The organism is Hafnia psychrotolerans, assembly GCF_014639435.1.
In the GTDB taxonomy this organism is placed as follows: Bacteria; Pseudomonadota; Gammaproteobacteria; order Enterobacterales; family Enterobacteriaceae; genus Ewingella; species Ewingella psychrotolerans.
Map to the genome: position 1 here is coordinate 99,178 of NZ_BMFZ01000002.1, position 24,029 is coordinate 123,206.

The 24,029-nt window shown below is 51.6% G+C and carries 23 protein-coding genes; 11 read left to right on the top strand and 12 right to left on the bottom strand.

The features are described 5' to 3' along the window. Positions 1–273 (bottom strand): DUF1127 domain-containing protein, encoded by a 273-nt coding sequence (locus IEV89_RS03595; protein ID WP_188470534.1) that lies wholly within the window; start codon positions 271–273, stop codon positions 1–3. Positions 274–440: 167 nt separating this feature from the next. Between IEV89_RS03595 and IEV89_RS03600 the strand changes: the two genes are divergently transcribed. Beyond that, on the top strand, positions 441–1,859 hold the full coding sequence (locus IEV89_RS03600) for an aminotransferase-like domain-containing protein (protein ID WP_188470536.1): 1,419 nt from the start codon (positions 441–443) through the stop codon (positions 1,857–1,859). 24 nt (positions 1,860–1,883) lie between these two features. Then, positions 1,884–2,042 carry a hypothetical protein gene (locus tag IEV89_RS03605; RefSeq protein ID WP_188471400.1) on the top strand — a complete coding sequence of 53 codons (159 nt, stop codon included), beginning with the start codon at positions 1,884–1,886 and terminating at the stop codon, positions 2,040–2,042. A gap of 144 nt (positions 2,043–2,186) precedes the next feature. Here the strand turns inward: IEV89_RS03605 and IEV89_RS03610 are convergent, their stop codons facing one another. The 8 genes from IEV89_RS03610 to IEV89_RS03645 all read right to left on the bottom strand — a co-directional run bounded on the left by IEV89_RS03610 (position 2,187) and on the right by IEV89_RS03645 (position 12,797). Continuing rightward, on the bottom strand, positions 2,187–3,002 hold the full coding sequence (locus IEV89_RS03610) for a hypothetical protein (RefSeq protein WP_188470538.1): 816 nt from the start codon (positions 3,000–3,002) through the stop codon (positions 2,187–2,189). After that, positions 3,002–3,199 carry a hypothetical protein gene (locus IEV89_RS03615; protein WP_188470540.1) on the bottom strand — a complete coding sequence of 66 codons (198 nt, stop codon included), beginning with the start codon at positions 3,197–3,199 and terminating at the stop codon, positions 3,002–3,004. The genes IEV89_RS03610 and IEV89_RS03615 overlap by 1 nt, the downstream gene beginning before the upstream one ends. 186 nt (positions 3,200–3,385) lie before the next feature. Then, positions 3,386–4,867, bottom strand: coding sequence for an L-asparagine permease (gene ansP / locus IEV89_RS03620; RefSeq protein ID WP_188470542.1), 1,482 nt, complete (start codon positions 4,865–4,867; stop codon positions 3,386–3,388). A gap of 227 nt (positions 4,868–5,094) precedes the next feature. Then, positions 5,095–5,943: a transcriptional antiterminator BglG gene (gene bglG, locus IEV89_RS03625; RefSeq protein ID WP_188470544.1), complete on the bottom strand. Its 849-nt coding sequence runs from the start codon at positions 5,941–5,943 to the stop codon at positions 5,095–5,097. A 167-nt stretch (positions 5,944–6,110) separates the two neighbouring features. Further along, positions 6,111–7,538 (bottom strand): carbohydrate porin, encoded by a 1,428-nt coding sequence (locus IEV89_RS03630; RefSeq protein WP_188470546.1) that lies wholly within the window; start codon positions 7,536–7,538, stop codon positions 6,111–6,113. Between the two features lie 162 nt (positions 7,539–7,700). Next, positions 7,701–9,098, bottom strand: coding sequence for a glycoside hydrolase family 1 protein (locus IEV89_RS03635; RefSeq protein ID WP_188470548.1), 1,398 nt, complete (start codon positions 9,096–9,098; stop codon positions 7,701–7,703). A 25-nt stretch (positions 9,099–9,123) separates the two neighbouring features. Continuing rightward, the gene (gene bglF, locus IEV89_RS03640) at positions 9,124–11,001 is read right to left on the bottom strand and encodes a PTS beta-glucoside transporter subunit IIABC (RefSeq protein WP_188470550.1); all 1,878 of its coding nucleotides are present in this window, start codon (positions 10,999–11,001) and stop codon (positions 9,124–9,126) included. Positions 11,002–11,312: 311 nt separating this feature from the next. After that, a complete protein-coding gene (locus IEV89_RS03645; protein ID WP_188470552.1) occupies positions 11,313–12,797 on the bottom strand; it encodes an MFS transporter in 1,485 nt (494 codons plus the stop codon). Positions 12,798–12,924: 127 nt separating this feature from the next. On the opposite strand from IEV89_RS03645, the gene ftrA reads away from it, so the two are divergent. From ftrA to IEV89_RS03680, 7 genes are all read left to right on the top strand, one after another. Further along, positions 12,925–13,950 carry a transcriptional regulator FtrA gene (ftrA, locus tag IEV89_RS03650; RefSeq protein WP_229746381.1) on the top strand — a complete coding sequence of 342 codons (1,026 nt, stop codon included), beginning with the start codon at positions 12,925–12,927 and terminating at the stop codon, positions 13,948–13,950. A gap of 261 nt (positions 13,951–14,211) precedes the next feature. Continuing rightward, positions 14,212–15,399 carry a NupC/NupG family nucleoside CNT transporter gene (locus IEV89_RS03655; protein ID WP_188470554.1) on the top strand — a complete coding sequence of 396 codons (1,188 nt, stop codon included), beginning with the start codon at positions 14,212–14,214 and terminating at the stop codon, positions 15,397–15,399. Between the two features lie 103 nt (positions 15,400–15,502). Then, positions 15,503–16,168: a DUF1345 domain-containing protein gene (locus IEV89_RS03660; protein WP_188470556.1), complete on the top strand. Its 666-nt coding sequence runs from the start codon at positions 15,503–15,505 to the stop codon at positions 16,166–16,168. Between the two features lie 150 nt (positions 16,169–16,318). Further along, positions 16,319–16,630: an ArsR/SmtB family transcription factor gene (locus IEV89_RS03665; RefSeq protein WP_188470558.1), complete on the top strand. Its 312-nt coding sequence runs from the start codon at positions 16,319–16,321 to the stop codon at positions 16,628–16,630. A gap of 5 nt (positions 16,631–16,635) precedes the next feature. Then, positions 16,636–16,971 (top strand): SRPBCC family protein, encoded by a 336-nt coding sequence (locus tag IEV89_RS03670; RefSeq protein WP_188470560.1) that lies wholly within the window; start codon positions 16,636–16,638, stop codon positions 16,969–16,971. A 43-nt stretch (positions 16,972–17,014) separates the two neighbouring features. Beyond that, complete coding sequence (locus tag IEV89_RS03675) at positions 17,015–17,611, top strand: ATP-dependent Clp protease proteolytic subunit (protein ID WP_188470562.1); 597 nt, start codon at positions 17,015–17,017, stop codon at positions 17,609–17,611. Positions 17,612–17,841: 230 nt separating this feature from the next. Then, a complete protein-coding gene (locus IEV89_RS03680; protein WP_188470565.1) occupies positions 17,842–18,231 on the top strand; it encodes a VOC family protein in 390 nt (129 codons plus the stop codon). Positions 18,232–18,256: 25 nt separating this feature from the next. Here the strand turns inward: IEV89_RS03680 and IEV89_RS03685 are convergent, their stop codons facing one another. Beyond that, the gene (locus tag IEV89_RS03685) at positions 18,257–18,919 is read right to left on the bottom strand and encodes a TetR/AcrR family transcriptional regulator (protein WP_188470567.1); all 663 of its coding nucleotides are present in this window, start codon (positions 18,917–18,919) and stop codon (positions 18,257–18,259) included. A gap of 87 nt (positions 18,920–19,006) precedes the next feature. Here IEV89_RS03685 and IEV89_RS03690 point away from each other — a divergent pair, with 87 nt between their 5' ends. After that, the gene (locus IEV89_RS03690) at positions 19,007–19,873 is read left to right on the top strand and encodes an aldo/keto reductase family oxidoreductase (protein ID WP_188470569.1); all 867 of its coding nucleotides are present in this window, start codon (positions 19,007–19,009) and stop codon (positions 19,871–19,873) included. A 141-nt stretch (positions 19,874–20,014) separates the two neighbouring features. On the opposite strand, the gene IEV89_RS03695 is transcribed toward IEV89_RS03690, so the two are convergent. Both IEV89_RS03695 and IEV89_RS03700 read right to left on the bottom strand, forming a co-directional pair. After that, on the bottom strand, positions 20,015–21,487 hold the full coding sequence (locus IEV89_RS03695) for a pyridoxal phosphate-dependent decarboxylase family protein (RefSeq protein WP_188470571.1): 1,473 nt from the start codon (positions 21,485–21,487) through the stop codon (positions 20,015–20,017). Positions 21,488–21,505: 18 nt separating this feature from the next. Further along, on the bottom strand, positions 21,506–22,891 hold the full coding sequence (locus IEV89_RS03700) for a diaminobutyrate--2-oxoglutarate transaminase (protein WP_188470573.1): 1,386 nt from the start codon (positions 22,889–22,891) through the stop codon (positions 21,506–21,508). Between the two features lie 360 nt (positions 22,892–23,251). Here IEV89_RS03700 and IEV89_RS03705 point away from each other — a divergent pair, with 360 nt between their 5' ends. Then, positions 23,252–23,947 carry a DUF2461 domain-containing protein gene (locus tag IEV89_RS03705; RefSeq protein ID WP_373283346.1) on the top strand — a complete coding sequence of 232 codons (696 nt, stop codon included), beginning with the start codon at positions 23,252–23,254 and terminating at the stop codon, positions 23,945–23,947. Positions 23,948–24,029 lie beyond the last annotated feature (82 nt).

Consider the following 24,029-nt stretch of genomic DNA (forward strand, 5'->3'; position numbering starts at 1 on the left):
TCACTTGGGCCATGAAGGCCATACTTTTCTCTCATATTCCTTGTGAATATCATCCTGTGTCAGGCCAATGTCTTTAAGTTGATCGGCACTGAGCGACAGCAGAATTTTGCGACTGACACGCTGTTCATTCCATAACTTCACCTTCTGTACTGTTTTTTTCAGCCAGCCTGCTGACTTCGGCTCAGCGACCGTTGCACTCTGTTCCTGCGTGGAATCACTGCGCACGACGGATGAACAACCGCAAAACTGACGTTCTTCAATGATATTTTTCATATTCTGCCCCTGTTAACAACCTGACAACAGGATCGGATAAACAGTGAAAACATTACAGATTCAGTTTTTTAGTATTTCCACCATACAGATCTGGATTAGATGACAGATACAGGGGTAGATTATCTACATCTGTACTGTTTTCTTTGTGAAAGAGTTGAGAAAAAGTCATGAACCGTTATGAAAATTTGGCAAACGTATTGAGCGATCGCATCGAACAGGGCTTGTATCCCGCGGGGATCCGCCTGCCTTCGGTGCGCGTATTGAGTAGCGAACACGGGGTCAGCGTGAGTACGGTTCAGCAGGCTTATCGCGTGCTGGAAGAAAAACAGTTGGTGGAAGCACGCCCCAAATCAGGCTACTTCGTGAAAGGTGCACGGATCCGGGCCGCCCTGCCCTCCGGCTGTCGCCCTGCCCAGCGGCCGGTGGAAATCTCCCAGTGGGATCAGGTACTGGATCTCATCACTTCGCCGCACCGTCCCGGTGTCGTTCAGCTCGGCCAAGGCTCGCCGGATGTCACCGCGCCGACGCTCAAACCTCTCAGCCGCCTGATGGGACGCGCCGGTCAGCATCAGAACCTCAACGCGTTTCACTACGACAGCATCTATGGCACGGAAGATTTGCGCGAACAGATCGCACGCCTGATGATCGACAGCGGCAGCCACATGGATGCCAGCAATATTCTGATCACTACCGGCTGTCACGAGGCGCTTTCAATCGCTATCCGTTCCGTGTGCGAGCAAGGTGACATCGTGGCGGTGGATTCCCCGAGTTTTCACGGCGCGATGCAAACCCTGAAAGGCTTCGGCATGAAGGCGCTGGAAATCCCCACCGATCCGGTTACCGGTATCAGTCTGGAAGCACTGGAAATGGCGTTGGAACAGTGGCCGATCAAAGCCATCCAGCTGACGCCCAACTGCAATAATCCCCTCGGCTACAATATGCCGGACGATCGCAAAAAAGGCTTACTGCGCCTGGCGCAGCGTTATGATATCGCCATTATTGAAGACGACGTGTACGGCGAACTGGCGTATCAGTATCCGCGACCGGCCACCATCACGTCGTTCGATGATGACGGCCGCGTGCTGTTGTGCAGTTCGTTTTCCAAAACACTGGCGCCCGGCCTTCGCGTCGGCTGGATTGCGCCGGGCCGTTACCATGACCGCGCGATCCACATGAAATACATCACCACTGGCGCATCTGCCACCTTGCCGCAAATCGCCATCGCCGACTTCATCAAACAGGGCTACTACCTCCAACACCTGCGCCGCATGCGCACTCAGTATCAGCGCAACCTGTGCACCATGACCGACTGGGTGATGAAGTATTTTCCGTGCGGCACGCGCGTCAGCCGTCCTCAGGGCGGTTTTCTGCTATGGATTGAACTTGATGAGCGCATCGATACGCTGCGGTTAAACCGCCTGCTGGAAGAGCATAGCGTGCAGATCGCCATCGGCTCGATATTCTCCGCCTCGGGGAAATACCGCAACTGCCTGAGGATGAATTACGCCCAGCCGCTGGCTGCAAAAACTGAGCGTGCAGTTCAGCGGGTGGGAATGTTAGTTTCAGAAATGCTGGAAAGTTGCTAAACGTCATCCTGAGAGGCTATTACCGTGCAGATAGAACCGTTACCACCATTGAACACGCTGGTGGCTTTTGAGTGCGTGGCGCGTTATTTGCTGACGCATTTCGTGGTCAGCGGCGATATGGTGGTCACTCTCAATGGTGAGGAGGTGTTTACGAAGTACTGGCATGAACGGATTGCCCGTTAAGCGTCGGGAATCGTCACGGCCATATCCTGATTGCAGCATGTCAAACTCACCGGAAAGACGATGAGACCGCCCGACGCACCCTGTTGTCGGGCTTTATTCAGTGTCATACGGGCAAACGCTATACCGTCAAATGGTTCATTAGCCTTAAAGCAACAGCGTCCGGTCTCCAGACGCTGTCTGCTCCATGGGCTGCTCTCGTATAGATGCCAGTTTTTCAAATCCGCAGGCAGTAGCCGGATCAAACAATGACAGAGACTCGATCTGATTAATGAGGATCACCTTGCGAAAGTTCAGCGCGTTATTTGGCTCTGACACCGGCGTTATCCAGTTCTCAAGATAATGGGCGGCATAGTTATGCTCGACCCTCAGTTGCTGGGTTTGACGATCGCGATATCCGCTGATCATTGGGATGACAACAACGTTATCCGTCGATGACGTTTCGCAGCGGGCAGTATGCACCATTCCAATATAGACCCGGTGTGAACTCAGCGTGATATACACCATATCGCCCTGTTCCATGCACTGATACAAAATCCCCTCCACCCCGTTGGCGCTGGTGAGCTGTTTGTACAGTTGTTTGCGACCGGCAGTATTGAGCCGCAACCCCGGCGACCAGGTCGTGCGAAACAGACAAAGCATTACCGAAACACAGAGCATAATCACCACCGGAGCCTGAATACCCAGGAAACTCCAGTTAATAAAGTCACGATGATAATATACGTTCTGGCTTAGCGCGTGGATCTGAGGCAGATGGTTAATCACCGATGAAACACCCCACAGCAGCATATAGACGATAGCGATCGCCAATACGCCCTGCAACACGAAGATACAGCCGTAGAGCGCCACCAGAAAGTAGACATCCCAACCAAAGGTGCGTTTGAGTTTAAAACGCGTCGAGATATCGCGGGTGGTGTACCAATAGCCGCACACCATCAGCACCATAAATACGGCAGTAGCCATTAAAGTACGCTCATCTTTTTAACGTGACGGGTAAAATCCTGCTGCATCTGTTCATTGGATGGATTCACCGACACGGTGCCGTTTTCATCGATAATAATGCGCTCGCCCTCTTCGAGGGTTTCCTGAATGTCGTTCGCACTGAACAACCCTAAAAAATTTTCCGGGCTGGAAAAGACCCGCATAAAGATTTTCAGCATAACTGCTCCTTTTAGCTAAACATTCAGAGTAGCTAAGAAAGCACGCCATGTGACGAAAGAGGTCAAATTTCGGATTAGTTACTGGCAGGATGGGGGTTCATCAGAATATAACGCACAAAAAAAAGCACAGCATGTGCTGTGCCCTTGGTTATTTCCCCATTTCCGCATCAGCAGAAATGTCGGTGGTTACTGATTATCTTCACTCGCGTTATGCGCTTCTTCATGAGCCACCTGTTCTGCGCTGACTTCTTTAGCGCGATTACGCAAACCGTACCAACCGAGCACCAGAAGAAGGATAGCCACCGGAATGGTCGACACAGTGTACGTGCCATTAGGGTAGTCAAAGGCCATCAGCACCAAGACGCTGGCAAGGAAACCCAGCGTCAGCCAGGAAGTGACCGGTGCCCACGGCATCTTGAATGAGACCTCTTTGGCTTTACCCTCTTTGATGGCTTTACGCAGTTTCATCTGGCAGATGATGATAAAGGCCCATGAGCTAAGGATCCCCAGCGAGGCTACATTGAGTACGATCTCAAACACCTGCGACGGGACATAGTAGTTCAGCACGACACCGATGATGTAGATGGCCACAGTGACCAGTATTCCGGCGTAAGGCACCTGCTGTGAATTCATTTTTGACATGAACTTCGGCGCAGAACCGCCCATCGACAACGAGCGCAAAATTCGCCCGGTGGAATAAAGACCGGAGTTGAGGCTCGAAAGCGCGGCGGTCAGTACCACAATATTCATGATGGTGCCGATGTAAGGCACGCCAAGTTTGCTGAAGAAGGTCACGAACGGACTTTCGCCTGCCTGATAGGCATTCCACGGCAACAACAGCACCAGCAGCACCACTGACCCGACATAAAACAGGGCAATACGCCAGATGACGCTGTTAATCGCTTTTGGCAGTACCGTTTCAGGATCTTTGGTTTCACCTGCGGCAGTTCCCACCAGCTCAATGCCCGCGAAAGCAAACACTACGCCCTGCACCAGCACCAGCGCCGGTAACAGGCCATGCGGGAAGATACCGCCGTTTTCGGTGATCAGATGCAGGCCTGTGGCGTTGCCCGCGATTTCTTTACCCGTACCAAGCACCACCACACCGACAATCAGGAACAGCGCAATGGCCGCCACTTTGATCAACGCAAACCAGAACTCCATTTCAGCAAACCACTTCACACCGATCATGTTCATAGTGCCCACAATCGCCAGCGCGCCGAGGGCGAACATCCATTGAGGAATATCACCGAAGGTGCCCCAATAATGCATGTAGAGCGCGACGGCTGTGATATCCACAATGCCGGTCATCGCCCAGTTGAGGAAGTACATCCAACCGGCAACATAGGAGGCTTTCTCGCCGAGGAACTCGCGGGCATAAGAGACAAAGCTACCGCTGGTCGGCCGATGTAACACCAATTCGCCCAGCGCACGGAGGATAAAGAAAGAGAAAATCCCGCACACGGCATACACAATAGCCAGTGCCGGACCGGCCATCTGTAGACGCGCACCGGCTCCGAGGAATAAGCCCGTTCCGATAGAACCACCGATAGCAATCATCTGAACCTGACGATTGCCCATGCTTTTCTTATACCCGTCGTCATGTGAATCCAACCAACGTCGCTTAGCCGCTTGCTTTGCTTCAGCAGACTTTCTATGTAATCGCATTGAATCCTGTTCTCCAAAATGCCCGATGCCTGATGTACTTATAGGCAAACGATTGCAGATGCTGATGTTTGCGCGGCTTTGCCGCTGTATTATTCTTAGCCTGATTAAGTATCAGTATATTTACGGCGTAGGATGCTACCTTTTATGGACAAACGAGGCAAAAAAAACCGTGCGGTAAAATTGTCACCAGTCATAATTCGTGACAAAAATTTTGTTATTCAAAACGACTATCGACCGTCCGCGCTGCGGCTCTCTTTGCGCACTCTTTCGATGTTGATCGATAAATACATGATCTCTTCGGTGCTGAGTTCACGTTGATAATGCGCCGTGAGATAGGTACTTATTTTTTCGGCACAGGCCCAGGCTTTAGGGTAGTTTTCTTTGACTGCCACGTGCAGCATCAGGTCATCGTCAGGAACCACCGAACGACTGAGCATTCGCTGAGAGAAGAATTTAAGATGCGTCACAAAGCGCTGATAACTTAGACTTTCTTCGTTATACTCCAGACATAACTGGTACTTAACCATGTGCAGAATTTCCTGCATCACCTTAGTGATTTGCGTCACTTCTGCCATTTCACCATTGAGTTGCGCGTTGACCAGATGCAGGGCAATAAATCCGGCTTCGTCAACTGGCAAGCGAACACCAAGCCGGACGTCGATCATCTCCAGCGCTTCCAGCCCCAGAGCATACTCTTTCGGATACAACCGCCGCGTTTCCCACAGCAGCGCATTGCTGATAGGTATCCCCTGCTTCTGTCGTTCAATGGCGAAATTGCAGTGATCGGTCAGCGCGATGTACAAATTCTCCTGCAATTTCCCCAGACGGCTGCGCGCCAGAGAAATAATCTGATCGCAGGTGGTCATCACTTCCATCGGAATGTGCGACAGCAGCTCGGTCAGATGCGTGACCAGTTCGTCATTTTGTAAGGCAAAGATTTTCTCGATTTTGCTGTCATCGAGCTCATCCCCCGTTTTCTTCATAAACGCCAGCCCGCGGCCCATGACAACCTGCTCGCGCTGCTGCTCGTTGATGACAACCACCACATTATTATTCAGTATTTTGGCGATTTTCATGATTACTCCCTGAAAAGAAAAACCCGACCGTCCGTGAAGAAGGTCAGGCTTTGGGTGTCCTGGTCGTTCATATCTGCCTGATAATTTATCAGATTAGAGCATTCGCCTTTCAGTTATCACCCTAAAAGTGTGATGACGATCGCTGCGGTCAGACGTGAAATAAAATGTCAGAAAGTGACGATCGCTTTCAGCCCTGTCACCCAAGCATCCTGAGTTTCGCTTACGCCTCCCGGACGGTGCCAGTACTGCAAATCCGGTTGCAGGATAAGCCATGAACGCACTTTGATCTGATAGTATAAATCGGCATTGACCGAGTGCCCCGCAAGCGGTGTATACAACGGATTGCCATAATCATCCACCTGATAATAGTCGTTCAGGTTTTCCTGATTCTTGCGGTAATGATCGCTCATTTTGATATACGTCACCCCAAAGCCCAGCCAGTCATCAGGGCGGGCGTCAAACAGTCCGCGATAGCGCATGGACGCAGCCTGCGTGTAATGAATATAGTTGCTGCGCTGATCGCCAAGACCGAGGCTGTACGACACACTCATGCCACGGTTCGAATCCTCGCCACGCGTGGTCACCTGCTGGTTGAAACCGGTGTACATAAACCAGGTATCGCTGTGCGTGCGGTAACCCTCAGGATCCGTCGCACCCACGCTCTGTGATTTACCTTCCGAGAGATCCTGTTGTTTCGAGTTGGTGTACAGCAGCCCGAAATTATAAATTCCCGGCAGGCCGTTCACTTTGGTTTTCAGCTCCGCTTCCATCGGCAACAGGATACCGCGCGCGCCTTTCAGCGAGCCGCTCCATGCGTACTTCCGGTCGGAGGCATCCGGATTTTGCTCCATGATGCCGGTTTTGAGCGTCAGCTCCAGCGTCACTTTGTACTGGAAAGTGGTGCCCCAGTAATGTTTGTTCCAGTTATACCAGGTCATCGAGTTGGCAGATTTCCCGCCGCACTGGCTGAGTAACTGGAAATCGCACGGGATGATCTGATCGAAATCCTGATTTTTGTTCATCATACCAATGCGCCAGTGCAGTTTACGATCGTCAAAGCTACGCCCGAAGGTCAGCCAGCCCAGACGGGTGATCGACTGGCCGCCCCAGCTTTCCTGCGCGATATCGTTAAAGCCCACGCGCGGATCCTGCGTCCGCTCTGAGGTCAGGTTATCGTTATGGTTACGGTTAACGATGTTCCCTTCGATAGCCGCATCAGGGATGCCGGTGTACATCTCGAGATCCTGAGTAAACGTCAGCGAAAACTGGTCGATATACGCCAGTTTCTTGTCATGGTTGTAACCGCCGCCGGCGTTGTAGGCCGATTCGCTCAAATATCCCAACTGATAGTGAAAACCGTGGTCATCCAAAATCGGACGGATACCCAACATGTCGCCGAGCATCCCATCGCCCGGCGCTTCGAATCCCAGCACGGTGCCATTCCAGTCGTTTTCAGCCAGTACCGGACTGCTAACCGAACAGGCAAAGCAAAGTGCCAGAGTGGCGCGTGTTAATACATGACGTGTCTCAAAGAAGCCATGATTACCCAGCGATTTAATTGTAGGTGCAGCAAAGGTCAAAAAAAAAATTTTCATTGTATTCTCATTAAATTATTTATTTAATCTCGACGTTATTTTTATTATTTTTTTCAACTTACAGACACAAAAAAACCTGCGATATTATTTCGCATTATTTGATAACTGACCGAATGAGCGGCCTGTATTATTTCAGACCGCTGGTTTTATACTAAGAATGAATTACGATTCTAATGCCGCACCGTTGGAGCTAATGACTTCTTTGTACCAGTAGAAGCTTTTCTTACGGCGGCGTTCCAGCGTACCTTTCCCCTGATCGTCGCGGTCAACGTAAATAAAACCGTAGCGTTTGGAGAACTCGGCTTTCGACGCGCTGACCAGGTCGATTGGCCCCCAACTGGTGTAGCCCATGACTTCCACGCCGTCCTCAATAGCTTCGCGAACCTGAACCAGATGGTCATTGATGTACTGAATGCGGTAATCGTCATTGATGCTGCCGTCGGCTTCGACTTTATCGCGTGCGCCCAGACCGTTCTCCACAATAAATAACGGTTTCTGGTAACGGTCATACAATTCATTCATTAACAAGCGCAGACCTTCGGGATCAATCTGCCAGCCCCATTCAGAACTTTGCAGATGCGGGTTCGGCACCATATTTAATATATTGGCGCGTGCTTTAATATTCTGCTCTACGTCGGTGGTCACACAACCGGTCATATAATAGCTGAAGGAAATAAAGTCGACGGTTTCTTTCAACGCCAGTTTATCTTCTGCGGTAATCGTAATTTCTATGCCGCGATCTTTAAAGAAGCGTTGCATATAAGCCGGGTACGCGCCGCGCACCTGCACGTCACCGAAGAACAACCATTCGCGGTTTTGTTGCAGCGTTTCCATCATGTCCGCCGGTTTGCAGGTCAGCGGATAAAGCATCCCGCCGAGCAGCATATTACCAATTTGAGCATCCGGGATGATCTCATGGCAGGCTTTGACCGCTTTGGCGCTGGCCACCAGTTGATGGTGGATCGCCTGATAGATTTCCTGCTTGCTGCTGTCTTCCGGCAAACCGACGCCAGTGAAGGGTGCATGCAGTGACATGTTGATTTCGTTGAAGGTCAGCCAGTGTTTCACTTTATGCTGATACCGCTGGAAGACAGTACGGGCGTAGTTCTCGAAAAAATTGATCGTATCGCGGCTACCCCAACCACCATGCTTTTTCACTAAACCGTAAGGCATCTCATAATGTGACAACGTCACAAGTGGCGTAATGCCATACTTTTTCATCTCATCAAACAGACGGTCGTAATAGGCCAGACCGGCTTCATTGGGTTGTGTCTCATCCCCTTCAGGAAAAATGCGCGTCCAGGCAATCGAGGTGCGTAGCACGCTGAATCCCATCTCGGCGAACAGTTGCATGTCTTGTGGGAAACGGTGGTAGAAATCGATAGCCACATCTTTGACACCGAAGTCCCCTTCCACACGAGGCTTAACTTCACCAAAGATGCCGTTAGGTTGTAGATCCGAAGTAGACAGCCCTTTGCCGTCAGTCAGATAGGCGCCTTCCACTTGATTGGCAGCAACCGCGCCGCCCCACAAGAAACCATCAGGAAAACGTAAGCTCATTGGAACCTCCTTTCAAGAAACAAAATTAACGTAAAAGTGTCAGTAAGGGTGCATCTTGTGTTAAGACCTGCCCGCTGACCGCAGGAATGACATCCAGATAGTCGTCGCTGTTAGTGATAATCACGGGCGTAGTGAGGTCATAACCCGCTGCCGTAATGCCCTGTATATCGAACTCAAGCAACAGGTCACCCTGTTTCACTACATCATCGACTTTGACGTGTGGTGTAAAGAATTGGCCGTTGAGTTTAACGGTATCAATACCGACGTGAATCAACACCTCAGCGCCGTTGTCGCACTCAATGCCGATTGCATGATGGGTGCCGAACAGTGAAGCAATCACGCCGTCCGCAGGCGCTAGCACCTGCCCAAGGGTCGGTTTCACCGCCACACCTTTACCCAGTAAACCGCTGGCAAACGTTGGGTCCTGCACGTCGGCCAGGTCAACCAATTCCCCACACAAAGGGCTGCTGATGGTTACTTTTTCGCGGGCGAGGCTGACCGGAACGCTGTTCGATCCTTCGGCCAACTCACTCACCGGTTGCTTGGCTTGCTGACCGAAAAGATAGGTGCTGACGGCGGCAAAAATCAGCGCCACCAGTGTCCCTGCAATCGCGGCGGTCACCGTATGATCAAAGCCGGTTGGCGGGATAACCTGTGTAAATGTAAATACGCTGGGGAAGCCGAATGAATATGTCGTGGTGTGGAAATACCCCAGGATTGCCGACCCCATGGCCCCCCCCACGCAGCCGAAGATAAACGCCCGACGATTAGGCAGCGTAATCCCATAGATTGCAGGCTCGGTAATACCAAAGATCCCGGCGCTGAGGGCGGAACCTGCCAGTGCTTTGGTGCGCGCATCTTTCGTATACAGCATCACGCCCAGCGTCGCCCCCACCTGTCCCATCACCGCAGGCAGCAGCAGCGGCAGCATCGTGTCATGGCCAAGTATGCTCAGATTGTTAATCATCAGCGGTACCAGCCCCCAGTGCAGCCCAAAGATCACACAAACCTGCCAGAACGCCCCCATAAATGCACCGGCAATCGCCGGACTGACGTTGTAAACGGCCAGGTATCCGTGTGCCAGTTGCTGACTCGCCCAGGTCGCCAGCGGGCCAATCACCAGGAAAGTCAGCGGAACAATCACTGCCAGACAAATCAATGGCGTAATAAAGTTACGCAATGCGCTGGGTAATATTTTCATCACCCGCCGCTCAAGCCAGCTTGAAGCCCAGGCGGCGAGAATGACCGGGATCACCGATGACGAGTAATTGATAAACACCAGAGGAATACCGAGGAAGTGCTCGGATACCGCGCCAGGTTGCTGTGACAGGTTAAAGGCGGAAATCATTAGCGGGTGCATCATCGCACCGCCAATCATCATGGTGATAAACGGGTTTCCACCAAATTTTTTACCGGCGGTATAGCCGATGATCAGTGGGAAGAAATAGAACATCGCGTCGCTGGCGGCAAATAACACTTTATACGTGCCGCTTTCGGTTGAAGTCCAATGGCAGGCCATCGCAAGCGCCAGCAATCCTTTCAGAATACCCGATGCCGCCATAATGCCGATAAAGGGTGTAAAGATACTGGATACCACATCGATCAAGCGGGCAAAGAGCCCTTCGCCACCTGTCGGTTCAGACCCCGATGCGTCGTTTATCTCAGCACCATGGTTCAGGGCATTAAACACCTCCGCCACATGATTACCAATCACCACCTGAAACTGCCCGCCGCTTTCCACCACCATGATCACGCCCGGGTCACGCTTAAGCCGCTCCGCATCCGCTTTAGTGATGTCTTTAAGTTTAAAGCGTAAACGAGTAGCGCAATGCACAACGCTTCTCACGTTCTCGCGGCCACCCACACCTGAGAGAATTTCTTCCGCTAATGCTGTGTATTCCATTAAGTTATCTCGTAGTAATGACTTTCTGCGAATGAAATGACGCCGTGCACGACATTGTCATTAGGAGTCTGATTAAAAGGGTGTTGCTGATTTCAAGCCAAAAAAAAACCTAAACTCCCTGCCTCTTCCACCGTTGGGGTGAAGAAGCAGAAAGTTTAGGTTTTGCCTGATTAACAGTAACAATCCTGTTTTTCTAACAGAGATTCTGTTGCGAACTCGCTTCAGATACAAGTAGCAAATCAGGCGAAAAGTTTAATTTGTGATGGGGTTCAGATTTTGACCGGTGACAAATCGCCAGCTCGCCGCCGCCCTCAAAGCATTGATTGAGGTGATTCGCGTTGACAGTTAACTCGCCAGTTGAAAAGCAGGTAACTGGCCAAAGACAGCAGCCAAACGCCCAGCGCGCCGTACATCAACACACCACTAAAACCATCAATCAACGCCAGTTGCGCTGCGCTATGCACGTTATCGAGTTCCGCGCCTCCGGCGATGCGTTCTGCCAGCCGATGCAGATCCATTTCATTCACGGGTAACGGCAGCCGCCCGCGCAGGCTGGCAGTAATTCCTGCCACCAGCAAACTGCCCATCAGGGCAATATTAATGGCCAGCGTGATCAGCCGTGCACTGATATCAATCCCTGATGCCATCCCCGCACGATGACCCGGCACCGAACCGGTGGTGGTATTGGTAACGGGTGTATTGGTCAGTCCCAACGCAACGCCCGCCAATAACGCGCCAGGCAGCAAGCTTCCACCGTGCGCTGCGGCGTATTTCATCAGCATAAACCCTACGCCGATAGCGAATAACCCCAACGGAATGACGCTTGCCGCCCCGTATCTCACCACCAGTTTCTCTGCCAGTGGGGGCATAACTAACGTTGGCAACGTGTAGGCCAACAGCGCAAATCCGGTTGCCACACTGCCGTAACCCAACCCACTTTGATAATAAACCGGCAGGTAAATCATCAGCGGCCAGAAGCTAAAATTCATGCCTACCGACCCCATCAGCGCGCCAGAAAAGCGCCGTATGCGAAACACGGCAAAGTCGAACATCGGATGGGGGTGCCGTTTCTCAATAAGGAAAAACAGTAGCGCACACACCACGGAAACCAACGCGATAGCCCACGTCACCGCCCGGTGCCAGCCAAGGCTGCTACCCTGTGTGATCAAAAATGTCGTACCCAGCACCGCAAGTGACAACGTCACAAGCCCACCAATATCCAGTTTTTTAGCCTGTACATCGCGGGATTCCACCACATTTCCCAGTGTTAATACCATCGTCACCAAGGCAATAAACACATGAATCAGAAACACCCATCGCCAGTTGAACAGCGCCACCAACGTACCGCCAATGATTGGCCCAAATCCCAACCCGAAGCCAAAGATAATGCCCCAGGCGGCAAACGCCCGGCTGCGCGCTTTACCCTGAGGAAATTGATACGAGAGAATAGCAATAAGGCAGGTGAGCATCGCGCCGCCGCTGAGTCCCTGCAAGAAACGCCCCGCGATAAGCCATACAGCGCTGCCCGCGAGTCCGCACATCAACGAGGTCAACCCGAAAGCGATGATGCTGATGATGAAGACCCGTTTGCGGCCATAACGGTCAGCCAGCGTGCCGGTTGCCATTAACACGGTGGTGCAGGCCAACGTATAGGCATTCATGATCCATTGCAGATCGTTGAAACTGGCGTGCATCTGTTTTTCCAGCACCGGCAGGATCACCGGTACGCTGGAGATTTCCAACCCTGACATCAGCGCCGCCAGACAAACCGCGGTCAGAGCCAATAGATCCTTCATGAACATTTCCTGTAAAGCCTTCAGAGAGCCTCAGCATGGTTGAAGTGCATCGCGATGGAAATCAGTCCGGATGCCATGTATCGTCAAGATCATGCCAACTTGAGCGAAGCCAACCCTTATGCCAAAAATGACCGTATTGACTACCATGCCGGCTCCGGCGTTTGCTGCGCCGCCCCGTAACCGGCGGCTAGTGTTGCTGGCTTACGAATGTTTATGCACCTTTGAATTTGGTATTGCGGTCGAGGCGTTTGGCCGGGCCGATGAGTTGCTCGGTGAGCCACTGTATGATCTGGTGGTCGCATCGGTTGAGGAAGGTATCTTTGGCGCGCAAGGCGGTGTGCGTCTGGTGGTGGATGGCGGACTGGAGTTGCTCGAAGAGGCCGGAACCATTGTGATCCCCGGCTGGCGCAGCATTGACGAACCGGCTGCTGAGCGGCTGATCATGGCGCTGCAAAAAGCCCATGCGCATGGCACGCGCATCGTTTCCATCTGTGCAGGCAGTTTTGTACTGGCGGCCGCTGGGCTGCTTGATGGTAAACGCGCCACTGCCCACTGGAATAGCACACATGCGCTGGCACAGCGATTTCCGAACATTCAGGTAGAACACGGTATGATTTATGTCGATGAAGGCAGCGTGATCACCTCCGCTGGCGGTGCGGCCGGGGTTGATTTATGCCTGCACCTAATCCGGCGCGATTACGGAATCGACGTTGCCAACCGCACCGCCAGGCGGATGGTCACGCCGCCGCACCGTGAAGGCAATCAAGCGCAATATATTCAACAGCCGGTGCCCGCTCGCCCATCCCAAACGCTATCACCATTGCTCGACGACCTGCGCACCCGTCTCAATCAGCCGCTGGCGATTGCACAGTTGGCTGCCGAAGCCGGTATGAGCCGCCGCACCTTCCTGCGCCGTTTTCATGATGCGACCGGCAGCACGCCAGGTGAGTGGATGCTCGGTATACGGCTGGAGAAAGCCTGCGCGCTGCTTGAAACGGGTACGTTGAACATCGAGCATGTGGCTGAGCAATCCGGTTTCGGCTCCCCTGAAAGCCTGCGCCATCACTTTCGTCAGCGTCTGGGGACCACACCCACCCTTTACCGCCAGCAATTTAGTGACCGTATTGCCGGAGCAATAAACACGCTTGGCTAATCAGATAAATTAAATAGGGTTTATCTTCAAACAGCGACGGAGATCCCTATTAGTAATAATACGTACCACCTCACCAAAATAGTGCGACGTTATATAAACATCACCATGATGGGGCATTATTTTATTGCTGCGATTCTATTCGTTGTTTTTTTGAACGCAAGCGATTACTTGCAAGTAACGTAATGAAAAAACCAGATGAGTTTTGTGAGCTTGCTGTTATAGTTCGCTTTTAAAACACCACTTAAACTTTCTGGGATCCCCATGGCGTCAAATATATTGCATTTCCTGTTGAGCCTTATAATGGTATTCGGCGTAAGTTGGCTGATCAGCTACAACAAACGCGGCATTAAATTACGTTATGTACTGCAAATCCTGGTGATTGAAATCGCACTAGCATGGGTGCTGCTATACAGTCAGGCCGGTGTATACCTGATATCTGGCCTGTCTGGCGTGTTCACCAACCTGATGAGTTATGCACGCGTCGGCACCGATTTTGTTTTCGGTGGTCTGGTCAATGAAAACCAGTTTAGCTTCTTCTTATTTGTTCTCTGCCCTATCATCTTTATTTCCGCGCTGATCGGTATTCTCCAGCATCTGCGTATTTTACCGTTAATGATTAAAGGTATCGGTTGGGCGTTATCCAAAATTAATGGTATGCCTAAGCTGGAGTCCTTTAATGCGGTGAGTTCATTATTAGTTGGACAATCTGAAAACTTTATCGCAATTAAAGATATTGTTCCGCAACTTAATGAACGCCGGATGTATACTTTATCTGCCACCGCCATCTCAACCGTTTCAATGTCAATTGTCGGCTCTTATATGACCTTGCTGGAGCCGCGCTACGTTATGCTGTCGCTGATCCTGAATATGCTCTCTACCTTTGCTGTTTTGCAGGTAGTGAACCCCTATTCCGATGAAGCAGACAGTGAAATGCCTAAAATGAACATCCCTAAGCATAGCTTTGTCGAAATGCTGGGTGAATACATTATGGCCGGTTTTAAAATGGCGATGATTGTGGCCGCCATGTTGGTAGGGTTCAACGCCCTGCTGGCGATGATCAATGCGATCTTCCTGCACGGCGTTGGTCTGAGCTTCCAGGATATCATCGGTTATCTGTTCTATCCGGTGGCCTGGCTGACCGGTATTGTCAGTCATGACTCACTGACTGCCGGCAGCATCATGGGCACCAAAATTGTCGCCAATGAATTTGTCGCCATGTTGCAGATGAAAGACCTGTTGGCCCAACTGGAACCGCGCACTGTAGCAATCCTGTCCGTGTTCCTGGTCTCTTTTGCCAATATTTCTACCGTCGGTATTATTGCCGGTGCGGTAAAAAGTATTGCGGAAGTTCAGGGCAACATGGTCGCCCGAGCAGCTTTCCGCCTGCTGGTTGGTGCCACGCTGGTGAGCCTGCTGTCCGCCTCCATCGTCGGTCTGGTTTACCGTTAAACACCTCGTCTCTTTCAAGGGCAGCCCCGCTGGCTGCCCTTGCTCACCAACGTCACACAGTTGAGCTACAGTTAACGCACCCTCTTTCCCAAAAGATTTAACTATGCTTTCCGTTAAACACTATATTCATACTCGCCCACGGTTATTGATCGCTATCGCTGCCGGCCTTGGCTGCTATTTTTTGCTGCCGATGCTGCCAGTGTATCTGTCACAATTCGAACGCCTGATGGTCAGTTGGAACATACTGGCATGGCTCTATCTGCTCATGATCTGGCTATTGATGATGACGGCTGCGCCGGAGCGGATCCGTACCATTGCCCGCGCCCAGGATGAAAGTGCCAGCCAGGTACTGACGCTAGTCAGCATCACCTGTCTGGTCAGTATGCTGGTGATTTTTATGGAGCTGAGTACCGTGAAGCAACTCTCCGGCACGGCTAAATCTTTTCACCTGATCCTCACCGTTACCACACTGGTTGCCTCGTGGTCGTTGCTGCCAACCGCTTTTTCTATGCACTACGCCCATCTTTATTACCGTCGCGGGGCAGAAAAACAGAAAGCGTTGCTGTTCCCGGATCAAATCGAACAACCCGAGTATTGGGATTTTCTCTACTTCTCTTTCACACTGGCCGTTGCCTGCCAGACTGCCGATGTCGCCACTGGCACCACCGAGGTTCGCCGTATTACGCTTATCCAGTCCATACTGGCCTTCGTGTTCAATCTGGCAATTTTAGGCCTGTCAGTGAACGTGGCCGCCGGGTTGATGAGCTAGTTTCCAGCCGATATCATCCTTCATTACCGCCTCAACGTTTTACCTCGGCGCGCTTCACCTCGCCTGAGGTACTTAACTGCATCAGTTATACCTATAATTTTTTTATTCGATAAACTTGCGCTTCAGATAAGTGGATACTAATGTTTTAAAATGACTGAAAATGAGATATTCAAAGCGCTGGCTGACCCTACCCGCCGCGCCATCTTCGAGAAACTGTCGACAGGCGGCCTGAATGCCACAGCCCTGCGCGAAGGCATGTCGATCAGCCAGTCGGCCATGTCCCAGCACCTTGCAGTTTTGCGTCACGCAAGTCTGGTGCGCGAAGAGCGTCAGGGGCGTTTCGTAAATTATGAAGTCGATCCCGCAGGCCTGGCGTTTGTCGTGCAGTGGTTGGCTAAATATCGCGCCTTCTGGCCAACGCGGATCGACAACTTGAAAACCTTACTGAAGGATATGGAGTAAACGACATGATGACCGAGAGGAAAAATAAAGATGTCGTGTTGAAATACGATCTCGAGGCGCCTCCAGAGAAAGTCTGGCGAGCAATAAGCCTTTCCTCCCTGCGTCAGCAGTGGTTACCGTCACAAGTTTTGGCCGAAAGCGCACCGATGTGTTCCATACCAGGTAAGGAAATCCGCTACAAAATGCAGGACGATGAGCCGCCGTATCTCGCCAGCATCGTGACATTTCAGCTTATGCCTAACGCGCAAGGTGGCACCACACTCACCATTATTCATAGACTGGAAGACGACCGGCTGACGCCAGCCAATGACGCTCAACCCAGACTGATGTGTGCCGCCTGAGCCCACGTTTAAAAATAATTTTCCCCGATAAAAGGAGTTCGCCATGCGCGAAATGATGCAACTCGTCCCGATGGTCGTCGAGCAATCCAGCACGGGCGAGCGGTCTTTCGATATCTATTCGCGCCTGCTGCGCGACCGGATCATATTTCTCAACGGCGAGGTTAATGACGGCATTTCCATCCTCATCTGCGCGCAACTGTTATTTCTGGAAGCAGAAAATCCCAACAAGCCGATAAATCTCTACATCAATTCACCCGGTGGCGTCATCACCAGTGGCCTGGCGATTTATGACACCATGTGTTTTATTCAGGCACCGGTGCACACGCTATGTATGGGCACCGCCGGATCGATGGGTTCATTCCTGTTAATGGCGGGCGAGCCCGGTGAACGAGCAGCGTTGCCCAACGCCAGTATCGTGGTGCATCAGCCTTCAGGAGGATTTCAGGGAAAGGCATCCGATATTTTCATTCATGCGCAGGAGATGCAACTGACCAAGAGCCGGATCACCGCGCTATATGCCCAACATTGTGGGCGTACCAATGAAGAGGCCGAGCGAGCGCTCGATCGCGACAACTTTATGACCGCAGAACAGGCGCTTGAATGGGGGCTGATCGATCGCATTCTGACCAGACGTTATTAATGCGCAGGCCCACCATACCGGGTAAGCAACAGCACCTGATCGTGGATGCTGATATCTGCCAGACTCTTCCACGATGAGTTTAGGGCATAAGAAAATGAAGACGTTGATCCCGCCGAGACCGATTACATAAAATGGGATTTTTCATCACGGGTTATTCATCTGCCGATGATCATCGAGGGCCTTATGCACTGATGCATCTCGGATATCATCGCATTTAAAGGAGTTTTACTATGTCGGGTTCTTCCGCCAATCTGCTTTCATGTTCTTTTGTCCTTGCCGTACCCGATCTTAAGAAAAGTGCAGCCTATTTTCGTGACGTTCTCGGATTTAGTTTAGCCTGGCCTGAAGACCTGGGCTGGCAAATGGCATCGCGAGGAGCTGTACGTATCATGATAGGCCATTCACCGGATGCAATCCCCCCTTCAGCAACGGGCGACCACAGCTATTTTGGCTATCTGAATGTCGACGATGCCAACGCGCTTTACCATGAATTTGTCAGTTCGGGAGCTATCATACTTCAGCCTCCGGCCGATCAACCTCATGGTATGCGTGAATTTACGGTAGCCACTCCAGAGGGTCATAGAATGATGATTGGTCAGGACTTGTCATCAAACGGGTAGAGAGTCTCCTGTGGCAAGCGACTGTTTATATAGGGATCTGATGGATATCAGGCGATTTTGGCCGCGCCTCGCGCTGCAGATATCCCAGGCAGAGTGACTCCAGTTGCCCACAAAGTTTCGGGATCATTAATTGCGGTGACTCGCCTTCAAGCACCAAACGTAGGGGGCCGACTAAAGCTCCCCTGAACATAAACGACGTCATGGCAACGTCATCAAAATGCGCATCGCAAGCAGTCCTCAGCATGGCCTCCAGTGCCACACGGTTGCGTTCCCCCACTTCGCGAACATAGCGGCGTGAGTCGAGTTCGGCAGCAACTGCGTAGAGGGCCCGAGACTCATCGAGATTCTCCGTCTTAGCCTGTACGAATGCGGTAACCACGGCCTTTACCATCCTTTGCAAAGTCCCGTTATGTGCTGACGCTGCGGCTTCCTCCGTCACACTCACTACTCTTTCTAAATGTCGCTGTAGCACGGCAAATAGCAGCGCCTGCTTTTGCGGAAAATACTGGTAAAGGCTGCCGACCGAGACTCCGGCTCTCTCAGCCACGCGGATAGTGGTAAGCCGCTGCAATCCCTCAGCACGTAAAACCTGAATAGTCGCATCAAAAATCGCCTCCACGGTAGCCTGGGAGCGCGCCTGCCGCGGCTGTTTGCGGGCCTTTAGCCCCTGTCCGTCATCTGTCTGCATATGCGAATTCACAATATGAATAATTATTCGTATTCTACATGAACATCTTGTCGCTTACTAAACACCCCCGGAATAAGGAACGCACCAATGACTGAAGTAACACAAGCCGGTATTTTTCAACTGGGCGATTTGTCAGTGACGCGCATGGGCTACGGCGCAATGCAACTTGCAGGACCTCACGTTTTTGGGCCGCCGAAAGATCGGGCGGCAGCGCTGGCAGTGCTTCGCGCTGCTGTCGAAAGCGGAATTACCCATATCGACACCAGTGATTTTTATGGCCCTCACGTGACAAATCAGCTTATCCGTGAGGCGCTCCATCCCTATTCTGACGCGCTCACGATTGTGACAAAGGTCGGTGCGCACCGGGGTAGCGATGCGTCGTGGAACGTGGCGGCATCGGCGGCTGAACTGGAATCGGCAGTGCATGATAATCTGCGCAATCTCGATCTCGATGTGCTGGACGTGGTGAACTTTCGCGTCATGTTCAACGCCGCAGCACCGACTGAAGGTGATATTGAAGAGCCTTTGACGGCACTCGCAGAGCTTCAGACCAAAGGCTTGATTCGTCACATTGGACTCAGCAATGTGACCGAACGACAAGTGGCTCAGGGCCGCACCATCACCGACATTGTGTGTGTACAGAATATGTACAATCTTGCCCATCGTCATGATGACGAGCTGATTAATCGTCTTGCCAAAGAGGGGATCGCCTATGTTCCGTTTTTCCCGCTCGGAGGTTTCTCTCCGCTGCAGGCCGATGCATTGAGCTACGTTGCAGAGCAATGCGAGGCGACACCCATGCAAGTGGCTTTGGCATGGTTGCTACAACGCGCACCGAACATACTGCTGATACCCGGCACCTCGTCCGTGGCGCACTTGCAGCAGAACATCAAAAGTGTGAACCTTCAGTTGCCTGCGGATTTCCTGTCATCATTGGACAATATAGGTATTTGAAGCGACCAAACAGCGGCAGGCCGGAACGATGAGTTGATCTCGTCGATAGTGGGGCCGTCGAGTGATTTTCAGAAATAAAAAAAGCCGATAACACCTTCATGTTATCGGCTTTTTGCTGCGGTTTAACGCAGAAATGAAGCTTTACGCGTTGAGCAGTTGCTGCGCCGTACCTTCAACCAGCGCCAATAGGACTTTCACATCCTCGAGGCTAACGGTCGGGTTCAGTAAGGTAAGCTTCAGGCAGGTCACGCCGTTGTGCTCGGTAACACCGACGTTGGCGCGGCCAGAATCCAGCAGTGCATCGCCGATCTTCTGATTCAGCAGCGCAATCGCGGCATCGCTGGCGGTGGGCAGTGACGGCGGACGGAAACGGAACAGGACGCTCGCCAACTGTGGCTGCATCACTAACTCCAGTGAAGGCTGCGCGGTGACAAATTTCGCCACGCCCTGAGCCAGCGTCACACCGTGATCGATGATCTCGGCGTACTGCTTCTGCCCTAACGCTTCCAGCCCCATCCACAGTTTCAGTGCATCGAAACGACGAGTCGTTTGCAAGGATTTGGACACCAGATTCGGCACGCCCGCTTCTTCGTCAAACTCAGAGTTCAGGTAAGCCGCCTGATAGCGCATCAGCTCATAGTGACGCGCTTCTTTAAGCAGGAACGCACCGCAACTGATGGTCTGGAAGAACTGCTTGTGGAAGTCCAGCGTGATGGAGTCCACTAATTCAATGCCATCCAGATAGTCGCGATATTTTTCGGACAGCAACAGCGCGCCGCCCCATGCCGCATCTACGTGCACCCAGATCTGATGCTCTGCCGCCAGCGCGGCAATGTCACGCAGCGGATCGATCGCCCCCGCATCGGTGGTGCCTGCGGTCGCGACAATCGCCAGAATTTGCTCGCCGTTGGCCTGCGCCTGAGCGAGTTTATCTTGCAGATCCTTGACGTCCATACGGGCGAAAGCATCGGTTTTCACCAGCGTCACTGACTGGTAACCCAGACCGAGCAGAGCCATGTTCTTCTGCACCGAAAAATGCGCATTTTCAGAACATAAGACTTTAATTTTCTTCAGGTTACCGACCAGGCCATCCTGCTGGATAGAGTGTCCCTGACGCGCAAAAAAGGCATCACGCGCCAGCATCAAACCCATCAGATTACTCTGGGTGCCGCCGCTGGTGAACACGCCAGCATCGCCAGCCTGATACCCCACCTGTGTACGCAACCATTCGATCAGCTTCATCTCAATGATGGTGGCTGACGGGCTTTGATCCCAGGAGTCCATACTCTGGTTAGTGGCGTTAATCAGCACTTCGGCCGCCTGGCTAATGACCAGGCTCGGGCAATGTAAATGCGCGACGCACTGCGGGTGATGCACAGACAGGCTGTCTTTTAAAAAGTACTCAATCGCACGTTCAATCGCGACCTGGTTGCCCAGCCCCTGTGGATTGAAATCCAGCGTAATGCGTTCACGCAGTTCGGCGACACTTTTGCCCTGATACATCTCAGGTTGTTGCAACCACTGCACAACAGCTTCGCTGCTCTGGGCAATCGCCTGCTGGTAGGCCTCAGTGCTCTGCGCTGAGGCGGCCAGGATCGGATTTAACTCGGACATCGCGGTCATTCACTCCACTCAGACAGGTTTTACGCCAGCGGCTAATAGGGCTTGTTCAAATTTATCCAGGAAAATACCCAATTCATCATTGGTGATCAGCAAGGACGGCAGTAAACGTAGAACGCAACCGTTACGGCCACCGCGTTCCAGAATCAGCCCAGCTTCAAAACATTTTTTCTGCAGCAGTGCGGACAGATAACCGTCAGCCGGGTAGCAGCCCATGTGATCCTGCGCTTCGTTAGGTTTAACAATCTCAATGCCGATCATTAGGCCCAGACCGCGCACATTACCGATGACCGGATAACGTTTTTGCAGATCGGCCAGTTTATCTTTCAGCCACTCACCCTGAGCAGCCACTTTATCCGCAATGTTGTGTTCTTTAAGATGCTGCAGGGTTGTCAGGCCAGTGGCCATTGCCAGTTGGTTACCCCGGAAAGTCCCGGTATGGTGACCCGGTGACCAGGCGTCAAACTCTTTCTTGATGCCGAGAACAGCCAGTGGCAAACCGCCGCCGACGGCTTTGGACATCACGATAATATCCGGTTCGATTCCCGCGTGTTCGAAGGCAAACAGTTTGCCGGTGCGGCAGAAGCCAGCCTGAACTTCGTCAATAATCAGCAGAATGCCGTGTTCCTGAGTGACTTTACGGATGCGCTGTAACCACTCGGCCGGTGCCGGGTTAACGCCACCTTCACCCTGAACCGCTTCAAGAATGACCGCCGCAGGCTTACGCACGCCACTTTCGACGTCATTGATCAGGTTTTCGAAGTAATAGGTCAATGCCTTCACGCCCGCGTCACCGCCAATGCCCAATGGGCAGCGGTATAGATGTGGGTAAGGCATAAACTGCACTTCAGGCATCATTCCGTTGACCGCTTCTTTCGGTGACAGGTTGCCCGTGACCGCAAGCGCACCATGCGTCATACCGTGGTAGCCGCCGGAAAAACTGATCACACCAGAACGACCGGTATACTTCTTGGCCAGTTTCAGTGCAGCTTCCACCGCATCGGCACCGGTTGGTCCGGTAAACTGCAGACAGTACTCTTGGCCCTGTCCCGGTAATAAAGAGAGCAGATATTCAGAAAACTGATCTTTCAACGGCGTTGTCAGATCCAGTGTATGTAACGGCAAGCCGCTGGTAATGACATTTTGGATGCTTTGCAGCACATCAGGATGGTTGTGTCCCAAAGCCAAAGTTCCCGCGCCAGCCAGGCAATCAAGATATTGATTATTCTCAACATCAGTGATCCAGACGCCATGGGCTTGCGCAATGGCTAACGGCAATTTACGGGGATAACTCCTAACATTCGATTCAAATTTAGCCTGTCTGGCTAAATAGGTTTCATTGTTTTCATTAAATGAATTCGCACCAAAATTATCAATACGGACTTTATCCGTCATCATATCTCTCCTACAACTGGGTTATCACTAACACCAAAGTTGAATAAATGAGTAAAAAAATAACCACTATGAATAAATCGCGGCCAATATATGGCTTTTTCAGCCTGTTCTCAATAATTTATTGTGAAGAAATCTGTTTGTTATTTTTTTATACAAATCAATGTAATGGCGACATATTGACCGTTCATCCTGTCATAAGCATATTACGTGGTCATTAATACGGCATAAAACGCAGGATATTTTCTATACAAATGGGTCAGATTTAGATTTCTTTGCGCTCTCCCCCATCTTCAGAGATACTGGGTTAATAGACAGTCTGTTTAAAAAAACAGGCGTTTTCTTAACATCTCAATGAGGGATATCATGGGTGAATTTTCCGGTTTTACTCAACCTGGCCTGACCTTTTTGCAGCAGCTTAGTCAAAATAACAATAAGGAGTGGTTTGAAGAACACCGCGATATCTACCAGCAGCAACTGCTCAAGCCCGTGCGCAATTTGGTGACGGATTTAAGTCAGGACATGCAGGTGATTGATGACCTGTTTGAACTGCGTCCTGCGATAGGAAAAACCATCTCCAGAATGCACCGAGATACTCGTTTCTCCCGCGACAAGTCGATTTATCGCAGCAATATCTGGATCACATTTAAACGTTCACGCAAGAACTGGACCGACGCGCCGACCTACTTTTTCGAATTTGGACAGGATTGGTGGCGTTACGGGCTGGGCTATTACAGCGCTTCCAAAACGACCATGGATCTGTTTCGCCAGCAACTGCTGCATGATCCTTCGGCTTTCCTAACCATGGCGAAGTGCATCGAGCCCAATTTCACCCTTGAAGGTGAAAGCTATAAACGCCCACTGATTAAAGATCAATGCCCGGAACTGGCGACCTGGTACAACAAAAAATCCTTCGCGCTCATCAGCACCCATAGGGACATGGACACGATTTTCTCTGACAGACTGACGGGCATATTGAGCAAAGATTTTCAGCGTATCGCTCCGCTCTATCACATGCTGATGAAGATCGAAGGTATGAAGAGAAACCAGCTCACGGGTTGACAGCGCAAGGTTGCAATAAAGGCCATAACGTCGGGCTGGCTATTGGGACTGCATCGCGTCCTGCTCAGGTTGGTGTAAAACA